This is a genomic window from Lentzea pudingi (genome assembly GCF_014646255.1).
Taxonomy (GTDB): Bacteria; Actinomycetota; Actinomycetes; order Mycobacteriales; family Pseudonocardiaceae; genus Lentzea; species Lentzea pudingi.
Genome location: NZ_BMNC01000003.1, coordinates 832,805 through 848,198 on the forward strand (window position 1 = coordinate 832,805; position 15,394 = coordinate 848,198).

The following is a 15,394-nucleotide window of genomic DNA, read 5'->3' on the forward strand; positions in this document are numbered from 1 at the left end:
AGACGGGGTGAGCACAACGGGGAACGCACTGGCACTGGCGCAAGAAGAGGCCGTCACGCTCGTCAGCGAGCTGATCAGGATCGACACGACGAACACGGGTGATCCCGCGACGGTCGTGGGGGAGCGCGCGGCCGCCGAGTGGGTGGCGGAGAAGCTGTCCGAGGTCGGCTACGAGACCACGTACGTCGAGTCCGGCGCCAAGGGCCGCGGCAACGTCGTCGCACGGCTCGCGGGCTCCGATCCCAGCCGCGGCGCGCTGCTCGTGCACGGCCACCTCGACGTCGTGCCCGCCGACGCCTCGGAGTGGTCGGTGCACCCGTTCTCCGGTGCCGTGCAGGACGGGTACGTGTGGGGCCGCGGCGCGGTCGACATGAAGGACATGGTCGGCATGACGCTGGCCCTCGCGCGGCACTTCAAGCGCGAGAACGTCGTGCCGCCGCGCGACATCGTGTTCGCGTTCCTCGCCGACGAGGAGGCCGGCGGGCTCTACGGCGCGAAGTGGCTGGTGGAGAACCGGCCGGAGCTGTTCGAGGGCGTCACCGAGGCGATCAGCGAGGTCGGCGGCTTCTCGATCACCCTGAAGGACGACGTCCGCGCGTACCTCGTCGAGACCGCGGAGAAGGGCATCCGCTGGCTCAAGCTGCGCGTCAAGGGCACCGCCGGGCACGGCAGCATGATCCACCGCGACAACGCCGTGGCGAAGCTCGCCGCCGCCGTCACCAAGCTCGACCAGCACCAGTGGCCGCTGATCATCCGCCCGTCCGTGCGCGAGTTCCTCGACGGCGTCACCGAGATCACCGGCCTCGACTTCCCCGAGGACGACATCGAGGGCTCGATCGGCAAGCTCGGCGCGTTGTCGCGGATGATCGGCGCGACGCTGCGCGACACGGCGAACCCGACGATGCTCTCGGCCGGGTACAAGGCGAACGTCATCCCGTCGACCGCCGAGGCCACTGTGGACTGCCGGATCCTGCCTGGCCGCGAGGAGGCGTTCGACCGCGAGCTCGCCGAGCTCCTCGGCCCGGACGTGGAACGCGAGTGGGTCGGCCTGCCGCCGGTCGAGACGACGTTCGACGGCGCCCTGGTGGACGCGATGACGGCGTCGCTCATCGCCGAGGACCCCGGCGCGCGCGTGCTGCCGTACATGCTCTCCGGCGGCACGGACGCCAAGTCGTTCCAGCAGCTCGGCATCCGCAACTTCGGCTTCGCACCGCTGAGGCTGCCCGCCGACCTCGACTTTTCCGGGCTCTTCCACGGCGTGGACGAGCGCGTGCCGGTGGACGCCCTGAAGTTCGGCGTCCGGGTCCTCGACCGATTCCTGCGCAACAGCTAGGGGAGTGGTGTCGTGTCCACTGTGGATCTGACCGGCCGGGTCGCACTGGTCACCGGCGGCGCGGGAGGCATCGGCAGCGCCGTGGTGCGCAGGCTCGCGAAGCTGGGTGCCCGCGTCGCCGTGCTCGACCTCGACGCGGCCGGCGCACACCGGGTCGCGTCCGCGGTGGGCGGCACCGCCATCATCGGTGACGTCGCCGATCCCGCGACCATGCCCGCCGCGGTGGCGCAGGTCGAGGAGGAGCTCGGACGCCTCGACGTCGTGCACCTCAACGCCGGGATCGGTGGCGGTCAGGCCGGTGTGGACGACGCCCTCGACGTCGCCCGCTACCGCAAGCTGGTCGGCGTCAACGTCGACCACGTCGTGTACGGGCTCTGCGCGGCCGTCCCGGCGTTGCGGCGGCAGGGCGGCGGGAAGATCGTGATCACGGCCTCGCTGGCCGGGATCACCGCCATGCCGTCGGATCCGCTGTACACGCTGACCAAGCACGCGGTCGTCGGGTACGCGCGGGCGGCGGGCCAGGCGCTCGCGGGGGAGAACATCACGGTCTCCGCGCTGTGCCCCGGGTTCGTCGACACGTTGCTGCTGGGCGCGGCGAAGGAGGAGTTCGCGGCGGCCTCGTTCCCGTTGCTGACACCGTCGGACGTCGCGGAGGCCGTGCAGTCGGTGCTGTCCGACGGCGAGCCGGGGGAGGCCTGGATCATCCAGCCCGGCGGCAAGGCGACCGCGTACGACTTCCGCGGTGTGCCCGGCGTCGGCGGCGGCCGGTTGCCACCACGGAATGTGGTGCTCGGTCGCATTTAGGGCGTGTCCTGGAACCGGGTTGTCTCGTTAGGACGAACAGACGACACGGCGAAAGGACACCGCATGGTGCGGCTGGAGGACGGGACCGAGCTCAACGTGGTGCGCGCGGGCGACCCCGAGGCAGCGGTGACGGTCGTGCTGGCCCACGGTTACGCGCTCGACCACCGCTCCTGGCACAAGGTCGTCGAGCAGCTGAGCCCCGAGTTCCAGGTCATCGCCTACGACCACCGCGGTCACGGCGGGTCGGGCGGCGCGTCCAAGGAGACGGCCACGATCGACCAGCTCGGCGAGGACCTGGGCGAGCTGATCGAACGCGCCGTGCCGCACGGCCAGGTCGTGATCGCCGGGCACTCGATGGGCGGCATGGCGGCGCTCGCGATGGCCGAGCGCCGGCCGCGGCTGTTCCGGCAACGGGTGCTGGGCAACGTGTTCGTGTCGACCGCGGCGAGCGGCATGTCCGAGACGACGCTGGCGTGGCCCAAGTCCGTCGGCAAGCTCGTGCGGGAGCTGGAACGGGCGTTCGGGCCGCTCGTGCGCGCGGTGCGGGAGAAGATCGAGCCGGCCAAGACCGCCGGGCTGCGCTGGTGGCTGTTCGGCGACCAGCCCGCCGACGACGACGTGGACCTGACCGCGGACATGGTGTGGGGCCACTGGCCGGAGACGGTCGCGCTGTTCCGGCCCGCCGTCGACCGCTACGACCGCGAGGCCGGGCTGACCGTGGCGAAGGAGAAGGCCGTCGTCGCCGTGGTGGGGGACGAGGACCGGCTCGTGCCGGAGTCGGACGCTGAGAGGTTCGGCGGAACTTCGGTCGTCCTGGCCGATGCCGGACATATGCTTCCCCTGGAGCGGCCCGCCGAACTCGCGAACCTCATCCGGGAGGTGGCCGCCAAGGCATAGCTGGGGGGCTGGTGCTGCAGTTGCTGGAACCGCGGACGGACGTGCCCGCGAAGGAGGACTGGTCCACCAGGCTCGCGTTCGCCGACGTCCTCATCAGCACGAGGCACAGCGTCGAAACGATCATCGTGACAGGGACGTTCGTCGCCACGTTCTTCCTGCCCGGTTCGCCGGGCAACACGGCCGCACGGATCGTGCTGGGCGTGCTGATGGTGATGTCCCTGGGCGGGTTCCTGCCCAACCGGCACCTCCGGCGTGCGGTGCGGCTCGGGGTGTTCGACGAACCGTGGCGGCGCGTCGCGGCGGCGGTTGCCGAGAAGCGGGAGGACGATCCGCGCGATCGGCTGCTGGCGGACGGCCTGGTGCTCGTGGGCTCGCTCGGTGACCTGCCGGACAGGGTGGCTGAACGGCAGGAGGTCTTCGTCCTCGGACCCGACGGCGACGGCCTGGTGCTGCTCAGGGCCGCGGGGTCGACGTCGATGTACGTGGCGGCGCCGGTCGACGAGAGCGGGCACCGGGCAGCGGAACGGGTCGAGCGCGTGCTGGGCCGTCCCGCGGACGAACGGGAACTCGAGGACGGCGTCGACATGATGCGCGTGCTCAGGCACCTGTTCTGGGGACTGCCGGTGCTGATGGTCGTGGTCGCGGGCGTGCTGCTCGCGCTGAGCGTGTCCCCGCCCGCGCCGGCGGGGCTGATCGCGGTCGCGGTGCTGGTGCCGCAGCTGTTCTTCCTGCCCACGGCGATCGAGTTGTTCCTCCACAACGATGTCAACGCGAGGGCCGTGAACGGTTCGGACGAGTGGACTCCGGTGCCGGTCAGGCTGTTCGCCTGGCAGCGCGGGCACCACGTCGCCGGGATCGCGGAACTGCCCGGCGGCCCGGCGCTGGTGCGGTTCCCCAGGCCGAACTCCGACCTGGTCGCGAACATCGCCGGCACCGGCGTCATGTGGGTCGCGGGCACGTACCGGGGACGACTCGCCGTGGGTCTGCCCGGTGCCGGCGCACTGATGACCGCGGTCGTGCGACCGGTGGCGGCGAGTGACCCGATGGCGTCGTGGCGGAGGATCGGGCAGGTCGACTTCAGCGCGCTGCCGCGCTGACCGGGAGGGGCTGGAATGCAGTACCTGGAGCCGCGGACCGACGTGCCGGCGAAGGACGACTGGTCCACCGGCCTGATCCTGCAGGACCTGGGCTGGGGTGCGAAGGCGCTCGGCGGCATCGCGACCGGCACGGGCGCCGGCGCGGTGACGTGCTGGCTGCTGCCGACGTCGCCGGGCAACATCGGCGCGTTCGTGGTGCTGGCGCTGGTCACGCTCGTGTTCGGGCTGGCGCCGCTGATGTACCGGGTGGAGACGCGACCGCAGCGGCGCGGCCTGCTCGAGCAGCCGTGGCGGCGGGTGCCGGCCCAGGTGCTGGAGAAGCACGCCGACGGCACCGACCGGCTGCTGGTGGACGACGTCGTGCTCAAGGGCTGGTTCCAGGACCTGCCGGACATGGTGCTGGAACGGCAGGAGGTCTTCGTCTGCGGCCCGGACGCCGGCGGCAGGGCCGTGGTGCGGGCCGCGGGGTTCGCCAAGTGGGAGAACGCCAAGGTCGATCACGGTGAGGACGCGCGCGCACAACCGGTTCGCGAGCGCGTGGAGCGGCCACTCGGGCGGCCGCTGGACGATCAGGCCACCGCGCGGGCGTTCAAGGGCATGCGGTGGGGTGTGCGGGCGTGGCTGTGGGCCGTGGTGCCCGCGGTCGCCGGGGGAGTGCTGGTGCTGCTGAGCCTGTTCCCGCTCGCGCCGGCCGGGCTGGTGGTCGGCGGGCTCGTGCTGGTCCTGGGGCTGCTCGGCATCCCGACGGCGGTCGAGATCAGCCGCTGGTACCGCGACGCGGTCCGGGCCGTGGAGAACTCGGCGCAGTGGACGCCCGTGGCGATCACGCTGTTCCCGTGGCAGCCCAACCAGCACGTGGCGGGGCTCGCCGAGATGCCGGGCGGGCTCGCGCTGGTGCAGTTCGTGCTACCGGAGCTGAGCGTGGTGGCGAACATCGCCGACACCGGCGTCATGTGGATAGCCGGGACGCACGGTGACGTGATCGCGGTGGGCGTGCCGCGGGTGCCGGTGCTGACGTTCGCCGCGGTCCAGCCGGACCGGGACACCCCGAAGGAGGACCCGGTCCCCTGGATCCAGCGGTTCCACCAGCCCGACTTCAGCGGCCTGCCGCGCTAGGACGCCGCCTTCCCGGCGGCCGGCCGAAGAGCCTCACGTGCTCGTCGACCAGCCAGTCCTTCAGCGGTGCCCACTCCGGGTGGTGGTTGAGCACCAGCAGCCGGTGCATCCACCAGTTCGGGTCGTCGTGGCGGGGGAACGCGGCGAGCCACGCGGCCCGCTCGTCCGCCGTGAGACCCCAGAGGTGCTGCAACTGGCCCTCGGCGTCCGTGTCGAGCTGGGCGGTGATCCGGCCGTCTTCCGTGTGCCATTCCGCGCGTAGTTCGCGCAGCACGGCTATCGCGCGTTCGTCCCCTTCTTCGGCGGTGACGACGACTGTGTGCAGGCCCTGCGCCGCGGCTTGCGCGAGCAGGGCACGGGCGGACGTTTCGTCGTGCGGCAGTGCGCTGTGAGCGACCCCGACTTCGTGCGGCACGAGCTCCATGACCCAGAATCTGATCACATCGGCAACTACTTCGGTAGATTTTATTGCTTCAGTGTTGACTGACGAGTCACCTTCGGCCGGTTGGCCGCTCCCGTTGCACGAACGTTGTTGTCCGGCGCCCCGACACCGACACCGCACAACGTTTTCGCACTACAAATGCAGTGAGAGAAAGGTGGCGGTGTTGTTCAGCAGAGAGGCCTCGGCTCCACGCCGGGGAAGTATTGCTCCCAATGACGAGTGGACAGGTGCGCCGTCGTAGTGGCGCACACGCGGGCTGCGGTCGCCTCGACATCGATGTCCCACACGCGGACGGTGCGGTCCGCGCCGGTGGTGGCCAGGGTGCGGTTGTCGGGCGCGAAGTCCACACCCCACACCTTCTCCGTGTGACCGTGGAGCACTGCCCGGAGCTGGGGGTTCCGGGGATCGCTCACGTTCCACACGCGGACCAGGTCGTCGGTCGTACCGGCGGCGAGGAGGGTGCCGTCGGGGGAGAAGGCGAGGCGCTGCAGCGGTCCGCCGTCGTTGGGGAGCGAACTCAGCTTGCGCGGCTGTGCGGGATCGCTGATGTCGTACAGCGCGCCGCTGGAGCCCATGTTCGCGAAGGCCATGACGTTGCCGTGGATCACCACGGTCATGACCTCGTCGCGGCCGGCCTGCCCGCCACGGCGGATCGGGTCCGGGTCGTCGTCGGTGCGCAGAGGCGGGTGGGCGCGGGGCGCGGCGGGGTCGCTGACGTCCCAGACCTGCAGTTCGCGGGTGCCGTTCGCGATGACGAGCGTGCGGTCGTCCTGGGAGAACTCGACCTGCCACACGGTGTCGGCCTTGGGGACGGCGAAACCTGCCGTCTTCACGGGGTTGGCGGGGTCGGTGACGTTCCAGAGCGCGAGCACGCCGTTCTCGTCGGCGACCGCGAGCATCCTCCCGTCGTGGCTGAAGCTCGCGGCGACGAACGCCTCGTCACCGGTGAGCGCCTTGGTGAGCTCGCGCGGCCGGGCCGGATCGCTCACGTCCCACAGGCCGCTCGAGGAGTAGGTCGACGCGAGCAGGATCTTGCCGCCGGGGTGGACGTCCACGGTGGCTTCCTCGTCGGCGGTGTGCAGCTGCGGCAGGGCCGCGACCAGTTCGGCGTGCCGGTCCTGCGGCCGCCACAGCTTGATGTCGCCGTCGGAGGAGACGGTGGTGAAGAACTTGCCCGCGGGGTCGTAGTCGAGTTTCCACGCCGTCGCCCGGTGGCGCGGGTAGCTGAGGTTCGCCAGGTCGAGCACGCGGATCTCGGGGTCGGTGGTGGCGGTGATCATCTGCCGGGAGTCGGCGCTGAAGGTGACCGACCAGACGGTGTCGGTGTGGCCGGCCACCTCGCTGGCCAGCTGGATGTGGTTCGGGTCGGTGACGTCCCACAGGCGCGTGGCCTTGTCGCCGCCACCGGTGGCGAGGAACCTGCCGTCGGGGGAGAAGGCGACGGAGTGGACGGGGACGATGTGTCCGGTGGCGCTGCCGAGCCCCACGGGTTTGCGTGGGTCCTTCACGTCCCAGATCCGCACCTGCTCGCCCTCGGCCCCGGTGGCGAGCAGACCCGTGGTGGAGAAGGCGACCACGAAATTGGTCGGGGTGGCTGCGATGGTGGAGAGGTTCTCGCCGGTCGCGAGGTCCCAGAGCTTGGCGGTGCCGTCCCAGGCCGCGGTCGCGGCGACGGTGCCGGTGACGTTGATCGCGAGGGTGTGCAGGGTCTCGTCGTGTGCCTTGACGGTGCGCACCAGCCTCGCGGGGCCGGTGACGTTCCAGATCCGGAGGGTGCCGTCCTGGCCGCCGCTGACGAGCGTGCCGTCCGGGGCGAACGCGACGGTCTCGACCTCGCCCTCGTGCCCGGTGACGCGGGCCTTCTCGACGGGCTTGCGCGGGTCGGAGACGTCGAACAGGCGGATGACGCCGTCCCAGCCCGCGGTGGCGATGGTGCGGCCGTCGGGGCTGAACGCCATGCCGTGGGTGGCCTCGTCGCCCGCGTGCACGCGGCCGAGTTCGGTGGGGTGGTAGCGGTCGCTGACGTCCCAGATGATCACGTTCTGGTCGTCACCCGCCGAGGCCATGAGCTTGTCGTCGGGGCTGAACATCGCGAACGACGTGGCTTCCGCGTGGCCCCTGGCGACAGCGACCTGGGGGCCGGAGAACGTGCTGAGCAGGCTGTCGCGGGCGGCGGGCAACCCGGTCAGGCGGTAGGCGGCGAGGCGGATCTGGCTCGCGAGACCCGGGTCGCGGTCCTGCAGGCCGTTGGCCTCGGCGATGGCCTTCTGGGCGAGTGCGTTGATGCGTTGTTCGGTGGTCTGGCGTTGCGCGCGCACAGCGAACACGGTCGCGCTGGTGGCCACGAGCAGCAGGACGGCGAGCAACGCGACCACGCGGCGCAGGTTGGTGGTGCGGCGCTTCTCCGTGGCCAGTTCGTGTTCGACAGCGGCCTTGCTGGCGTCGAGGAACGCCTTCTCCGCGGCGTTGAGGGCGCCGGGATCGCGCTGGACCCACTCCGTGGCCTGGGTGAGCGGCACGCCGCGGTAGAGCGAACCGGGGTCGCGGCCGTGCGCCTCCCAGTCCGCGGCGGCGGCGGTGAGCCGGCGGTGCACCCGCAGGTCGTCCCGTGCCTCGGCGATCCACTCCTTGAGGCGCGGCCAGCTGCGGATGACCGCTTCGTGGCTGATCTCGACGCTGTCGTCGTCCACGGTGAGGATGCGGGCATCGGCGAGGTGTTCGACGACGTCGTCCGCCGCGAGTTCGGACCGTCTGACGTGGCGTTTGGTGTCCTCGGTGCCTTCGCCGGGGGTGATCAGGCGCAGGAAGACCTGCCGGGCCTGGGCCTGCTGCCGCTCGTCGAGGCCGGTGTAGGCGTTCTCGGCGGTGTTGGCGATGGCGCGGGCGATGCCGCCGCTCTCGTGGTAGCTGGAGAGCGTGAGGGTGTTGCCGCGCTTGCGCCGCCACGTCTCGAGCAGTGCGTGGCTGACGTGGGGGAGGACGCCGGGTTCACCGGTGGCGTCGGCGATGAGGCGGGCGACGAGTCCCGTCTCGAGCGCGCAGCCGACCTCGACGGCGGGCTGGGTGATGGCCTTGCGCAGCTCGTCGGTGCTCATCGGGCCGACCAGGACCTGGGCCTCCTCGACGGCTTTGGCGAGGTCGGGGTAGCGGGCGCAGTGACCGTAGAAGTCGGCGCGCATTCCGATGACGGTCTGGCCCTCGCGGCGGGTGAGCGCGGCGATGAACTCGTCGCGGTGGGGGAGGGCGAAGACCTCCTCGAACTGGTCGACGACCAGCAGGCCGTCGGTCTCGGGGAGTGTGCGGTGGGTGCTCGGGGTGGTCAGCTCGCCAGGGACGCGCGCCAGCAGACCGGCCCTGAGCAGCGAGGACTTTCCTGAGCCCGACGCGCCGACGACGAGCACGGTGTCGTGGTGCTCGAGCTTGCCCAGCAGCCTGCCGACGAGTCGTTCCCGGCCGAAGAAGCGGTCGGCGTCGTGCTCGGTGAACGCCTTCAGGCCGACGTAGGGGGAGTCGCCCTCGGGGTGCGGCGGCGCGGCCTCGCTGATGTCACGCCAGCGCTGCTCCCACATCTCCTCGTCGCCACCGCAGGCCCGGACGAACGCGAGGGACACGGCGAGGCTCGGCAGCCGCTGGCCGCGGGCGGCGTCGGCGAGGGTGCTGGCGGAGTAGTGGCTGAGCCTGCCGAGTTCCCGGTAGCCGGGGGAGCCGGCCTTCTCGCGGAGCTTGCGCAGGTCGAAGGCGAACTGTTCAACAGGCCCGGCGAACGGGTCGAGCGGTTTTTCCGGGCGAGGCATGACTCGGATTCTTCCATCCGTCTGCGAATCGTCACTCTCTATAGCTTCAGTGTTGACTAAAATAGACCATCAGCCGTTGATCACCCTCGCCCGACAGGTACAGCCTCTCGAACGCCAGGAGGTGAAGGCCCCAGCGCTCGACGCCGGTGGCGGGTGGCAGCGACGCCGCGGCGTCGTAGCGGTCGGTGAAGGCGGCGCCGGCGGTGATCGAGAGTTCGAACGCGAGCGTCGCCGCCGGGTGATCGCCCAGGTCAGCGGCTGCGCGCAGGGAGGCGGCGCGGGCGTCCGCGATCTGGTCCCAGTCGGGGTAGTGGGCTTTGGCCTGCGGGCTGAACGCGAAGCGGACGAGGTTCTGCTCGTCGCCCAGACCGGAGATCTCGCGGAAGCGCGCGGTGCTCGCGAGGACGTCGCCGGCGGGGGACAGCACGGCCGCCGCGGTGGGCTCGAGGGTGTCCAACATCGCGTGCACGGTTGGCCGCAACGGCGGTGGCGGGGGAGGGGAGCAGGCCGCGCCGGCCTTGATGAGGCGGTACAGGTGGACGCGTTCGTCCGCGGTCATGGCCAGCGCGTCGGCGAGGGCGGACAGGACCTGGCCGGAGGGGGAGCGGTCGGTGCCGCGTTCGAGGCGGGTGAGGTACTCGACGCTGATGCCGGCGCGGTCGGCGAGCTCGCCGCGGCGCAGTCCCGGGGTGCGGCGGCGGCCGGTGGTCGGGGGAGCGGTGGCTTCGCGGCGGGCGCGCAGGAAGCGGCCCAGTGCGTTGTCGGCCATGACGGCCGAGTCTAGGCGCCGTCCTGCAAGTCTCGTCGGGCGACAGCGGCGGCCGAGGGCCCCGGAGACGGCGCCGCCGCAACGCCCGAATACGCCCGGTATGAGGTCATTGCGGCGGCGCCGTCTCCGGGACTCTCGCCCGCGTCTGTCACCTGACGAACTTGCAGGACGGCGCCTAGAGGGGCCCTGAGCCGGTCTCCCTGGTTCCGGCGTCCGCGGTGATGCTGTGGATCATGCGATACCGACTGTTCGGCAGGACCGGCCTGCGTGTCTCGGAGTTGTTGCTGGGCACGATGACGTTGCGTTCGGAGGACCTCGCGCGGCGGGTGGTCGACGCCTACGCCGACGCGGGCGGGAACTTCCTCGACACCGCCTCGGCGTACGGCGAGAGCGAGGAGGTGCTGGGGGCCGTGCTGCGGCGGCGGGACCGGTTCGTGGTGGCGACGAAGTACGCGTTGTCGCGGGACGCGGGGGATCCGAACGCGGGCGGGAACCACCGCAAGAACCTGGTGCTGTCGCTGGAGCAGTCGCTGCGGCGGCTGCGGACGGACTACGTGGACGTGTTGTGGGTGCACCTGTGGGACCGGCACACGCCGGTCGAGGAGACGATGCGGGCGCTGGACGACGTGGTGCGGGCGGGGAAGGTGCTCTACGTCGGGGTGTCCGACGCGCCGGCGTGGTTCGTGGCGCGGGCGAACACGCTGGCGGAGTGGCGTGACTGGACGGCGTTCGCGGGGCTGCAGGTGCCGTACAGCCTGCTCCGGCGTGATGTGGAGCGGGAGTTGCTGCCGATGGCGTCCGCGCTGGGGCTGACCGTGGCGGCGTGGGCGCCGTTGGCGCAGGGGAAGCTCTCCGGTGGCACGCAACGGTCCGGTCGGTTGTCCGAACGGGAGGAGGGTGTCGCTCGCGTCGTGCGGGAGGTCGCGGAGGAGTCGGGTGCGACGCCGGCTCAGGTGGCGTTGGCGTGGGTGCGTGTGTCCGGGGCGCTGCCGCTGGTGGGCGCGCGGACTCCGGAGCAGGTGCTGGACTGTCTGGGCGAGGTCGTGTTGCCGCCGGAAGCGGTCGCGCGCCTGGAGGCGGCGGCCCCGTTCGAACGGGGCTTTCCGGCGGACTTCATCGCCGAGTGCGAACCGGTGGCGTTCGGCGACGGTCCGGTGGTCAGGTGATGAGGCCTGGCACCAGGGCGGGCTGGACCTTGCGGCGGAGCCACATCTTGCGGGAGCCGTCGCTGTAGAGCAGCGTGCGGGACAGTTCCCAGCCCGCGAACTCGGCCTGGATGGCCAGCTGCGTGGTCGCGGTGCGGCGGGAGACGCCGGGCGGCAGACGCAGCGGCCGGTACTCCCATTCCCCGTCGATCACCCCTTCGGTCATGGCGAGATCACCTGTACCCCTCCGTTGTCGCCGGACGTGACGGTGACGCGTCCGGATTCCTGGTCGACGCTGACGGTGTTGGGCTGGCGCACGGTGGGGAACCGGTACTTCTCGGCTGGTTCTCCGGCGGCGACGTTGAGGCCGACTACCTCGTTGCGCTCGGTGAGCGTGATCCACGCGATGTCGCGCTTGGCGTCGTAGGCGATGCCGTAGGGCGTGCCGGGCATGGGGTAGCGCTGGCGCATGATCAGCGGGTTGATGGAGAACGCGATGAACTCCCCGCCGCGGGTGTCGACGACGAGCAGGCGGCCGAAGCGGTCGGGGACGCCGTTGGTGGCGCCGTCTCCCGCGCGCAGGCCGGCACCCCTGGTCTTGGCGCCCTTGTCGTCCTCGCTCATCTCGAACACGGCGCTGCGCAGCCGGTCGAGTTCGACGTCGCGGCCGTTGACCTGGAACTTCAGTGTGGTGCCGGCGTCGGTGAACGTGCCGCCGGGAGTGATCTCACCGGGCGGGGTGGCGTTCTGGGCGGGGGAGTGGGCCGGTTTCGCGGCTTCGAGGACTTCCGCGACCTGCAGCGGATCCTGTGACCCCTCGCTCTGGCCGCACGCTGCCAGCGTGGCGGTGGTCAGGATCAGAGCAGCGAGCCGGCGCAAGATCGGTTCCTCCTGTGAAACGTCGTGGTCTTCCAGCATCCACGACGTTCGGGCGGAGGTCACGCAAGGGGTGGGGTGAAACCCCGTTCGGCCGCCTTGAACATTTATCTCTATAGTTTCAGTGTTGACTAAATTCAATACTCAACCGGTTCTGGTGCCCGGATGTCGACCGGCCCAAAAACAGCAACGAAAGAAGCAGGTCAGGGCATGGGGCGCTCGGGGTAGCCCAATTCGATGGCGCTGACGTCGTCGAGTGCGGCGCGGATCGCCGGCGGGAGGGTGAGCTGCTCGGCTTCGAGTGACGCGATGAGCTGGTTGGTGTCGCGTGCGCCGACGACGGGGGCGATGACGCCGGTGCGGTCGCGCACCCAGGCGAGGGCGACGCACAGCGCGGAGGTGCCAAGGCCTTCGGCGGCGGTGGAGACGGCCTGGACGATCCGGGCGGCACGTTCGTTGCGGTGTTGTTCGACGTAGCCCGCAAAGTGGGCGGAGGCGCCGCGGGAGTCGGGTGGGGTGCCGTTGCGGTACTTGCCGGTGAGGACGCCGCGGCCGAGGGGTGCCCAGGGCAGGAGGCCGAGGCCGTGGTGGCGGGCGGCGGGGGCGACTTCGCGTTCGATGCCGCGTTCGAGCAGGGAGTACTCGACCTGGGTGGAGATGAGGGGGTGGGTGGTGGGGGTCATGGCGGCGGTGGCGAGTTGCCAGCCGCTGTAGTTGGAGATGCCGGCGTAGCGGACTTTGCCGCTGGTGATGGCGTGGTCGAGGGCGGAGAGGGATTCCTCGATGGGGACGCCGGCGTCCCAGGCGTGGAGTTGCCAGAGGTCGATGTGGTCGACGCCGATGCGGCGCAGTGAGCCGTCCAGTGCGGTCAGGAGGGCGCCGCGGGAGGCTCCTCCGCCGAAGGGGCCTTCGGTGCGGCGGGCGACGGCTTTGGTGGCGAGGACGAGTTCGTCGCGGGGGACGACTTCGTGCAGGAGGGTGCCGAGGATGCGTTCGGCTTCGCCTTCTGAGTAGACGTCGGCGGTGTCGACGAGGGTGCCGCCGGCGTCGGCGAAGGCCATGAGCTGGGTGGCGGCCTCGTCCGGGTCGGTGTCGCGGCCCCACGTCATCGTGCCCAGTGCGGTTCTGGAGACGCGGAGGCCGCTGCGGCCGAGGTATCGCTGTTCCACGTGCGCGATGCTAAGGGGTGATCATCGTGTGAGCCTAGCAATCGGTGTTACTGACCGGTAGGGTCTCGCTTCGTGAAGCTCGGATTGAACCTCGGATACTGGGGCGCCGGCAACGACGCCGCGAACCTTGAGCTGGCCAAGGAGGCCGACCGTCTCGGCTTTTCGGTGGTGTGGGCCGCGGAGGCCTACGGTTCCGACGCGCCGACGGTGCTCGCGTGGGTGGCCGCGCAGACCGAACGCATCGACGTCGGTAGTGCGATCTTCCAGATTCCGGCGCGGACGCCTGCGATGGCCGCGATGACCGGGGCCACTTTGGACACGTTGTCGGGTGGCCGGTTCCGGATGGGGCTGGGTGTGTCGGGTCCGCAGGTGTCGGAGGGCTGGCACGGTGTGCGGTTCGACAAGCCTTTGGCGCGTACGCGTGAGTACGTGGAGATCGTGAAGAAGGCGTTGTCGCGGGAGAAGTTGCGGTACGAGGGTGAGCATTACACCCTGCCGTTGCCGGATGGGCCCGGTAAGGCGTTGCAGCTCACCGTGCACCCCGTGCGGGACCAGATCCCGATCTACCTCGCCGCTGTGGGTCCGAAGAACCTGGAGTTGACGGGGGAGATCGCGGACGGGTGGCTGGCGATCTTCTTCTCGCCGGAGTACTCGGCGGAGTCGCTGGCGTCGGTGAGGGCGGGCCGGGAGAAGGCCGGGTTGACGATGGACGGCTTCGACGTCGTTCCCACCGTGCCGTTGATCGTCGGCGATGACTGGAAGACCTGTGCTGACCCGGTCCGCGCGTACACGGCGCTGTACGTCGGCGGTATGGGCTCGCGCAAGCAGAACTTCTACAACAACTTGATGGTGCGCATGGGTTTCCCGGCTCAGGCCGAGGAGATCCAGGAGAAGTACCTGGCTCGGGACTACGCGGGGGCGATGGCGGCGATCCCGCTGGAGTTCCTGGACGCGACGTCGTTGCTGGGCCCGAAGGAGCGCATAGCAGACCGGATGAAGGCGCTCGCCGCGGCGGGGGTCACCACGCTGTCCGTTTCGCCGATGCTGCAAGATCTGGAGCAGGGGATCGCGGGTCTTCGGACCGCGGCCGAGGCTTTGGATCTGGCAGGAGTGGGTAGTTGAGCTGGTTGCAGGCTCTGGTCCTCGGACTGGTCCAAGGACTGACGGAATTCCTGCCGATTTCCAGCAGTGCGCACCTGCGCATCACGTCGACGCTGTTCTTCGGCAACGACGCGGGCGCTTCGTTCACCGCGGTCATCCAGCTGGGTACCGAGGTGGCGGTGCTGATCTACTTCGCCAAGGACATCGGGCGCTTCATCAGCGCCTGGTTCCGCGGCCTCTTCTCCGCGGAGGCGCGGAAGGAGAGGGATTACAAGCTCGCCTGGTACGTGATCATCGGTTCCGTGCCGATCTCGGTTCTCGGGTACCTGTTGAAGGACGAGATCCGGACGTCGGCGCGGAACCTGTGGATCACGGCGACGATGCTGATCGTGTTCGGTCTGCTGCTGGGGTTGGCGGATCATCTGGCGAAGCAGCAGCGGGACGAGTTGCGGATGAAGGACGCGATCGGGATGGGGCTGGCGCAGGCGTTGGCGCTGATCCCGGGTGTGTCGCGGTCGGGTGGCACGTTGACGGCGGGTCTGTTCCTGGGGTTGAACCGGGAGGCGGCGGCGCGGTACTCGTTCCTGCTGGCGATTCCGGCGGTGTTCGGGGCGGGGTTGTTCTCGATCCCGGACGTGCTGGAGCGTTCCGGTACGGGTGTGCAGGCGTCGATCCCGCAGATGGTCGTGGCGACGCTGATCTCGTTCGTGGTGGGGTACGCGACGATCGCGTGGCTGCTCAAGTACGTGTCGAAGCATTCGTACTCGGTGTTCGTGTGGTACCGGTTGATGTTGGGTCTGGTGCTGATGGGGCTGCTGTCGATGGGGTTGCTGCAGCCGATCTAAGGTGGG

The 15,394-nt window shown here is 70.3% G+C and carries 14 protein-coding genes; 8 read left to right on the forward strand and 6 right to left on the reverse strand.

Annotated features, from left to right (window positions below; translation table 11 throughout):
• The first annotated feature begins 7 nt into the window (after positions 1–7).
• The 5 genes from IEY88_RS14650 (at position 8) to IEY88_RS14670 (ending at position 5,247) form a co-directional block, all read left to right on the forward strand.
• Positions 8–1,333 carry a M20/M25/M40 family metallo-hydrolase gene (locus IEY88_RS14650; RefSeq protein ID WP_189155228.1) on the forward strand — a complete coding sequence of 442 codons (1,326 nt, stop codon included), beginning with the start codon at positions 8–10 and terminating at the stop codon, positions 1,331–1,333.
• 12 nt (positions 1,334–1,345) lie between these two features.
• Positions 1,346–2,137, forward strand: a complete 792-nt coding sequence (locus IEY88_RS14655; RefSeq protein ID WP_189155229.1) for an SDR family NAD(P)-dependent oxidoreductase — start codon at positions 1,346–1,348, stop codon at positions 2,135–2,137.
• A gap of 63 nt (positions 2,138–2,200) precedes the next feature.
• Positions 2,201–3,034 carry an alpha/beta fold hydrolase gene (locus IEY88_RS14660; RefSeq protein ID WP_189155230.1) on the forward strand — a complete coding sequence of 278 codons (834 nt, stop codon included), beginning with the start codon at positions 2,201–2,203 and terminating at the stop codon, positions 3,032–3,034.
• Positions 3,035–3,045: 11 nt separating this feature from the next.
• A complete protein-coding gene (locus tag IEY88_RS14665; protein ID WP_189155231.1) occupies positions 3,046–4,131 on the forward strand; it encodes a hypothetical protein in 1,086 nt (361 codons plus the stop codon).
• A 15-nt stretch (positions 4,132–4,146) separates the two neighbouring features.
• Entirely contained in the window at positions 4,147–5,247 is a 1,101-nt protein-coding gene (locus tag IEY88_RS14670; protein WP_189155232.1) for a hypothetical protein, read from the forward strand.
• Here the strand turns inward: IEY88_RS14670 and IEY88_RS14675 are convergent.
• The 3 genes from IEY88_RS14675 to IEY88_RS14685 form a co-directional block, all read right to left on the reverse strand.
• Positions 5,228–5,689, reverse strand: a complete 462-nt coding sequence (locus IEY88_RS14675) for a hypothetical protein (RefSeq protein ID WP_189155233.1) — start codon at positions 5,687–5,689, stop codon at positions 5,228–5,230. The genes IEY88_RS14670 and IEY88_RS14675 overlap by 20 nt on opposite strands.
• Positions 5,690–5,856: 167 nt before the next feature.
• Positions 5,857–9,483: an nSTAND1 domain-containing NTPase gene (locus tag IEY88_RS14680; RefSeq protein WP_189155234.1), complete on the reverse strand. Its 3,627-nt coding sequence runs from the start codon at positions 9,481–9,483 to the stop codon at positions 5,857–5,859.
• Positions 9,484–9,529: 46 nt separating this feature from the next.
• Positions 9,530–10,252, reverse strand: coding sequence for a helix-turn-helix domain-containing protein (locus IEY88_RS14685; RefSeq protein ID WP_189155235.1), 723 nt, complete (start codon positions 10,250–10,252; stop codon positions 9,530–9,532).
• Positions 10,253–10,485: 233 nt separating this feature from the next.
• Between IEY88_RS14685 and IEY88_RS14690 the strand changes: the two genes are divergently transcribed.
• A complete protein-coding gene (locus IEY88_RS14690) occupies positions 10,486–11,418 on the forward strand; it encodes an aldo/keto reductase (RefSeq protein ID WP_189155236.1) in 933 nt (310 codons plus the stop codon).
• Here the strand turns inward: IEY88_RS14690 and IEY88_RS14695 are convergent.
• The 3 genes from IEY88_RS14695 to IEY88_RS14705 form a co-directional block, all read right to left on the reverse strand.
• On the reverse strand, positions 11,411–11,623 hold the full coding sequence (locus IEY88_RS14695; RefSeq protein WP_189155237.1) for a DUF5703 family protein: 213 nt from the start codon (positions 11,621–11,623) through the stop codon (positions 11,411–11,413). The two genes, IEY88_RS14690 and IEY88_RS14695, sit on opposite strands and share 8 nt — an antisense overlap.
• A complete protein-coding gene (locus tag IEY88_RS14700) occupies positions 11,620–12,276 on the reverse strand; it encodes a YncE family protein (RefSeq protein ID WP_189155238.1) in 657 nt (218 codons plus the stop codon). Before IEY88_RS14700 ends, IEY88_RS14695 begins: the two co-directional genes overlap by 4 nt.
• 200 nt (positions 12,277–12,476) lie before the next feature.
• Positions 12,477–13,442, reverse strand: coding sequence for an aldo/keto reductase (locus tag IEY88_RS14705; RefSeq protein WP_189155239.1), 966 nt, complete (start codon positions 13,440–13,442; stop codon positions 12,477–12,479).
• Between the two features lie 72 nt (positions 13,443–13,514).
• On the opposite strand from IEY88_RS14705, the gene IEY88_RS14710 reads away from it, so the two are divergent.
• Both IEY88_RS14710 and IEY88_RS14715 read left to right on the forward strand, forming a co-directional pair.
• Entirely contained in the window at positions 13,515–14,564 is a 1,050-nt protein-coding gene (locus tag IEY88_RS14710) for an LLM class F420-dependent oxidoreductase (protein WP_189155240.1), read from the forward strand.
• Complete coding sequence (locus tag IEY88_RS14715) at positions 14,561–15,388, forward strand: undecaprenyl-diphosphate phosphatase (RefSeq protein WP_090062663.1); 828 nt, start codon at positions 14,561–14,563, stop codon at positions 15,386–15,388. The genes IEY88_RS14710 and IEY88_RS14715 overlap by 4 nt, the downstream gene beginning before the upstream one ends.
• The last annotated feature ends 6 nt before the right edge of the window (positions 15,389–15,394 follow it).